Here is a 5,626-nt window from a genome sequence, read left to right on the forward strand (position 1 = left end):
CCCAGCATAAGACAAGTAAAAACTAGGAAAAATACATACCTAAGGCGGCGTCCCAATAGTCATCTACCGACACCGTTGCTGCTTAAATGATTATGAGATTTTAAACCCGTCATCTTAAAAGGAAGAGTAGGTATTCAAAATTAATTAAGGGAAAACAATTTTTACTTTTAGGTGGGATGCTCTTGCCCGGAAATGTAGGTGAGCGTTTAGATTTCTTGGAAGGAAATGTGGCCTGTGCGGAAGGAGCCCTAGCCGCAGGCTGTAAATTTTTTGCATTTTATCCAATCACTCCCGCAAGAGAAATAGGTCAGGTCATGGCTTCAAAGATGCCCAAGGTTGGAGGAATTAGCATACAGATGGAGGACGAGATAGCATCAATATCATCCGTCATAGGAGCCTCTTGGGCAGGTCTAAAATCTATGACGGCAACCAGTGGCCCCGGCTTCAGCCTAATGCAAGAGAGCATAGGTTACGCAGTTCAGACTGAAACACCATGTGTGATAGTGGATGTTCAGCGAGGAGGCCCAGGCGTTGGACAGGTAGGGGTGCCTCTACAGGGAGATGTGATTCAATCTAGGCATGGTGCTCATGGAGAATATCCCATTGTAGTTCTTGCACCATCCTCTCCCCAAGACATGTTTGATTACACCTTTGAAGCGTTCAATCTGTCTGAGGCTTTAAGAACCCCAGTAATCCTTCTGACCGATGCTTATGTCAGTTTCATGAGAGAGAGCGTTGTTATTCGGTCCGAAGAGGATATCCGAATAACCAATAGAAAAAAGCCGGAAAAAAGCGGAGAAACCAGCTTTTTCCTTAGTGAGGATGTGGCACCCATGCCCGCATTCGGTACCGGGTACCGGGTTCATGTTACCGGCTCTTGCCACGATGAGAGGGGGTATCGGAAAATCAGTGATCCGGAGGATCTCGACCATTTAATTCGGAGAATTTACCGGAAGTTTGAGAAGCGTCTGAACGAAATAGTGAGATTACAAATGTTTCAAGTTGAGGATGCTAAAATTGTTTTACTAACCTACGGTAGTCCAGTCAGGTCTGCACTATGGGCATTGAAAAAAGCACGAGAGGAAGGGATCATGTTAGGATGCGTTCGACTTGTTAGCATTTGGCCTTTTGCCAAACAGGAAATTGCGAAAATAGCGGAACAAGTTGATAAAATCATAGTTTTAGAGAATAACATGGGACAAATCCTTGATTACGTGAGAAGTGCAGCCTGTGGAATGGCGGAGATTCGGTTTCTGCCTCCTCAGATTCTAGGAAGGGTACATAACCCCAAACACGTGTTGGAAGTGATAAGAAGGGAGGCGAGTTTATGAGTGGGAAGTCTCAGCATCCTTTAATGAAGTATATTCGACCGGAAACATTACCTCTTCCCTACTGCCCGGGCTGTGGCGACGGTGTTATTGCCCAGTGTGTTCTAAGAGCGATAGACGAGTTGAGTCTCGATTTCACTAAAATGGCTTTCGTTTCCGGAATAGGTTGCGCGGGATGGATACCAAGTCCGCTATTTAACTCCGATGTTATTCACACACCGCACGGACGACCCATTCCCTTTGCTACCGGTTTAAAACTGGCAAAGCCCGAGCTAAATGTGGTTGTTATCTCAGGAGACGGAGATTTATCAGCCATAGGAGGCAATCACCTCATCCATGGAGCCCGGAGAAACATTGGCCTCTCGGTTATCTGTGTGAATAACTTCATCTATGGAATGACCGGAGCACAGGTTGCTCCAACCACTCCTCATGGGCTGCGAACCGATACCACACCTTATGGTAACCCCGAAAATCCCTTTGATCTATGTAAACTCGTCGAAGCAGCGGGAGGAACCTACGTGGTAAGATGGTCAACCCTGCACGTGAAACAGCTCACCAGATCCATTAAGAAGGCACTCCAGAGAAAGGGATTCTCATTCATCGAAGTGCTCTCCCCATGCCCCGTGCGATATGGCCCCCTCATTAAAATAAGGCATCCCATCGACATGGTAAAATGGCTTCGGGGGATCATGGTGAGTAAAGAGGAGGCTAAAGAACTTACAGCTGAGGAGCTTAGCCAAAAAATGGTGGTGGGCGAGTTTGTTGAAAAGAGTGTTCCCGAATTATCAGAGCAATACCTGAAAATGAGGTGGGGAGAGAATGGTGAGAACTGAAATTCGTATCGTGGGCTCTGGAGGGCAAGGAGCCATAACAATGGGAGAGTTGCTGGCTAAGACAGCTACCGTATATGAGGGAAAAATTGCAACACAAGTTATGTCCTATGGAGCTAAGGTGAGGGGTGGAGACATTTGGACCGAAGTCGTGATATCAGATGAGGAAATTGATTATCCGGGAGCCATTGATGCCGACATATACATTTTCCTGTCTCAGGAAGCCGTAGATAAGCATGAAGGCGAGGTTAAGAAAGATAGAACAGTCATAATTGACTCCAGCTTAGTAAATAAATGGTCAGTAGAAAGCATGAAAATTTATCAGGTGCCGGCCTCAGAGCTGTCGGAAAAGGAGCTGGGAAGTAACCTTTATTCCAACATGATATTACTAGGCTTTTTGGTTGCATTAACAGGAATAATCAAGAGAGAGACCATCATTAAAGCCGTAAGAGAAACAGTGAAATATCCTAATATAAACACCCGAGCTTTAGAAATTGGATTTGCTCTCGCAGACAGAGAATAACGCAGAGGAGAGAAGAATAATGGGCAAACAGCAACATAAAAAAGAAGGAAGAAAACCAGTAATCGTCATAGATAGAGAGCTTTGTAAAGGATGCGAAATTTGCGTAACCATATGTCCCAAGCAGGTTCTAAAAATGTCCGACAATCCCACAGACAGAGGAATACACGTTCCAGAAGTTCATGACATAAATAAATGCACCAGCTGCCTAATGTGCCAATTCTATTGCCCCGATTTTGCAATATACCTACAAAAAAGTGAGGAGTAGTAAATATGTTCTAATGATACTTAGAGCCAAAAAAAGTTAAAATAAAGGATCTCATCTTTTTTAGTTATAGCTTTCAATTTTCATCTCGAAGTATTAACGAAATATCATTTTTTAGGTCGAGTAGTTTTTTCAATTAGATCCAATATGAGTTTTATAGTTCCTCTGCATATACAACCTCTCGCATAATATGGGGTTTTAGTCGATGTTTAATATCCTTTACTATTACCAAATCAACCTTGCAATTAAACAAATCCTCTAAAAAGAATTTCTATCCTCGTGTGAATACAAAAATAGTAAGATTTAAGAAAAATGGAGTGTTTTAACTAGGTTATGTTGACCCGGGATGAAGCCTTGAAATTGGTGAATGAACATCTTAAAGATGATAAATTGGTCAAGCATGTTCTAGCGGTGGAGGCTATAATGCGGAACTTGGCTAAACACTTGGGAGAGGACGAGGAACTCTGGGGGATCTTGGGTTTAGTTCATGATTTGGATTATCAGGAAACCATAGATTCTCCCGAGATACATGCCACTAAAACCGTGGAGTACATTCAGGGTCTGGTTCCTGAAGATGTTATTAATGCGGTAAAGGCTCACAATTATGAGTACACCAATGTTCAACCTCAGACAAGGCTGGAGAAGGGGCTTATTTGTTCGGATGCTGTCTCAGGTTTGGTTATAGCCGCTGCCCTTGTAATGCCTACTAAAAAGCTGGAACAGGTCAGGGTTGAAACACTCAAAAAGAAGTTTAAAGATAAAACGTTTGCCGCGGCCACAGGCCGGGACAGAATTAGGGTTTGCGAGGAGATCGGAGTACCACTAACTGATTTCTTCAGAATAAGTTTAGAGGCCCTTCAAAAAATTTCAAATGATTTGGATTTATGAAATTTTGTCAACATTATGGTAGATTTATTTGTATTAGAACCAGTCTTTGGGCTGGTATTCGCCGAAAACATTCACTAGGGTTTCTCTTATTTCTCCCAGGGTTGCGTAGGCTTTTGCACAGTCTATAAGATAGGGCATTACGTTGGTTTCGGTTTTGGCCTGTTTCTCAAGCTCTTTTAATGCTCTTTGAACCTTGGAATTGTCTCGAGTTTTTCTCAGTTTTTTGAGCCTTTCACATTGCACTTTTTCCACTTCATGATCAACTATTAGAACTGGAACATTTATCTCGTTGTCTTGATCTGTTTTGTAGCAATTCACTCCTACGATTTTTCTGATGTTTCGCTCTACTTCCTTCTGATACTTGTAGGAGGCTTTAGCTATTTCATTTTGGAAGAACCCCTTTTTGATACATTCGATTACTCCGCCCCTCTTCTCTATCTGGTCAAAGTACTTGTAGGTTTCCTCCTCCATTTTATCGGTCAACCACTCCACATAGTAGGAGCCTCCCAGTGGATCGATGGCATCTGTGACACCGGTCTCATGGGCGATTATCTGTTGAGTTCTGAGAGCCACGGTAACCGCTTCCTCTGTGGGTAGGGCTAGAGCTTCATCGAAAGAGTTGGTGTGTAGTGATTGTGTTCCTCCCAGAACCGCGGCCAGAGCCTGTAGGGCAACCCTAACAATGTTGTTTAAAGGCTGCTGAGCGGTAAGGCTGACACCAGCAGTCTGAGTGTGGAATCGCAGCGTCATAGACCTCGGATTAGTTGACCCCCGCTGCTTAATCTCCTTGGCCCAGATTCTTCTTGCCGCCCGATACTTAGCGATTTCTTCAAAGAAGTAGTTGTGAGCATTAAAGAAAAAGGACAGTCGAGGTGCAAAAGCGTCTAAAACCATACCCCTCTCAACCGCAGCGTCCACATAAGCAAGGCCATCCGCTAGAGTGAACGCAAGCTCCTGCACCGCAGTGGATCCAGCCTCCCTAATGTGGTAACCACTAATGCTAATGGTATTCCAGCGAGGAAGCTCCTCAGTTCCAAATTCGAAGGTGTCCAGAATCAGCCTCATGGAGGGCTCCGGGGGGAAAATGTAGGAGTTCTGAGCAATATACTCTTTCAGAATGTCGTTCTGAATTGTTCCCCTCAGGTCTTTTCTGGCAGCACCCTGGTTTTCAGCTGCTGCAATGTAGAAAGCCCAAATTATGGCTGCAGGACCATTAATAGTCATAGAGGTGCTGACCTTTTCTAGGGGAATCTCGTTAAACAGTACTTCCATGTCCTCTAGAGATGATATGGCTACACCGCACTTTCCAACCTCACCATGGGAAAGCGGATGATCTGAATCATATCCGTAAAGAGTGGGAAAATCGAATGCAACGCTGAGACCGGTCTCGCCGTGCTCTAGAAGATATTTGAACCTTTTATTTGTGTCAAAGGCGGTGCCGTAGCCGGCAAACATCCGCATAGTCCAGAGACGACCCCGATACATGGTATGGTAAACCCCACGGACAAAAGGAAACTCGCCGGGAAAACCTAAATCCTTATGGTAGTTGATTTGGATATCGTCGGGTGTGTAAAACTGTTTAACCTCAATATCGGATAGTGTAGTAAATTTTTCCGTTCTCTCCTCACCTTCTTGAGCACCATTCTTTAAGGTATCAATTCGGGTCATGGTCACAAACCCCCAAATTCATTAAATAACCACACAATATTTTATTGGAAATTACTAAATAAATGATACCGTTGAAACTGCCAACCGAAAAAATACTTCAAAGACACTATAAATCTTGTGGTAACTT

General features: G+C 43.9%; 6 protein-coding genes. 5 read left to right on the forward strand and 1 reads right to left on the reverse strand.

Annotated elements, in window-relative coordinates:
- The first annotated feature begins 176 nt into the window (after nucleotides 1-176).
- The 5 genes from ACUVXA_RS15240 (at nucleotide 177) to ACUVXA_RS15260 (ending at nucleotide 3,831) form a co-directional block, all read left to right on the forward strand.
- Nucleotides 177-1,331, forward strand: coding sequence for a 2-oxoacid:acceptor oxidoreductase subunit alpha (locus tag ACUVXA_RS15240; protein WP_445872137.1), 1,155 nt, complete (start codon nucleotides 177-179; stop codon nucleotides 1,329-1,331).
- Nucleotides 1,328-2,161 (forward strand): thiamine pyrophosphate-dependent enzyme, encoded by an 834-nt coding sequence (locus tag ACUVXA_RS15245; RefSeq protein ID WP_445872138.1) that lies wholly within the window; start codon nucleotides 1,328-1,330, stop codon nucleotides 2,159-2,161. Before ACUVXA_RS15240 ends, ACUVXA_RS15245 begins: the two co-directional genes overlap by 4 nt.
- Entirely contained in the window at nucleotides 2,148-2,681 is a 534-nt protein-coding gene (locus ACUVXA_RS15250; protein WP_445872139.1) for a 2-oxoacid:acceptor oxidoreductase family protein, read from the forward strand. The genes ACUVXA_RS15245 and ACUVXA_RS15250 overlap by 14 nt, the downstream gene beginning before the upstream one ends.
- A gap of 19 nt (nucleotides 2,682-2,700) precedes the next feature.
- Nucleotides 2,701-2,946, forward strand: coding sequence for a 4Fe-4S dicluster domain-containing protein (locus tag ACUVXA_RS15255; protein ID WP_445872140.1), 246 nt, complete (start codon nucleotides 2,701-2,703; stop codon nucleotides 2,944-2,946).
- 330 nt (nucleotides 2,947-3,276) lie between these two features.
- Nucleotides 3,277-3,831 (forward strand): HD domain-containing protein, encoded by a 555-nt coding sequence (locus ACUVXA_RS15260; protein ID WP_445872141.1) that lies wholly within the window; start codon nucleotides 3,277-3,279, stop codon nucleotides 3,829-3,831.
- A gap of 33 nt (nucleotides 3,832-3,864) precedes the next feature.
- On the opposite strand, the gene ACUVXA_RS15265 is transcribed toward ACUVXA_RS15260, so the two are convergent.
- Nucleotides 3,865-5,499 carry an acyl-CoA mutase large subunit family protein gene (locus tag ACUVXA_RS15265; protein WP_445872142.1) on the reverse strand — a complete coding sequence of 545 codons (1,635 nt, stop codon included), beginning with the start codon at nucleotides 5,497-5,499 and terminating at the stop codon, nucleotides 3,865-3,867.
- Between the last annotated feature and the right edge of the window lie 127 nt (nucleotides 5,500-5,626).

The organism is Candidatus Jordarchaeum sp. (genome assembly GCF_052745115.1).

Bases quoted from the DNA above. Each gene is read 5' to 3' on its own strand.
- ACUVXA_RS15255 (WP_445872140.1), top strand. From the start codon at position 2,701: ATGGGCAAACAGCAACATAAAAAAGAAGGAAGAAAACCAGTAATCGTC.
- ACUVXA_RS15265 (WP_445872142.1), bottom strand. From the start codon at position 5,499: ATGACCCGAATTGATACCTTAAAGAATGGTGCTCAAGAAGGTGAGGAG.
- ACUVXA_RS15260 (WP_445872141.1), top strand. From the start codon at position 3,277: ATGTTGACCCGGGATGAAGCCTTGAAATTGGTGAATGAACATCTTAAA.
- ACUVXA_RS15250 (WP_445872139.1), top strand. From the start codon at position 2,148: ATGGTGAGAACTGAAATTCGTATCGTGGGCTCTGGAGGGCAAGGAGCC.
- ACUVXA_RS15240 (WP_445872137.1), top strand. From the start codon at position 177: ATGCTCTTGCCCGGAAATGTAGGTGAGCGTTTAGATTTCTTGGAAGGA.
- ACUVXA_RS15245 (WP_445872138.1), top strand. From the start codon at position 1,328: ATGAGTGGGAAGTCTCAGCATCCTTTAATGAAGTATATTCGACCGGAA.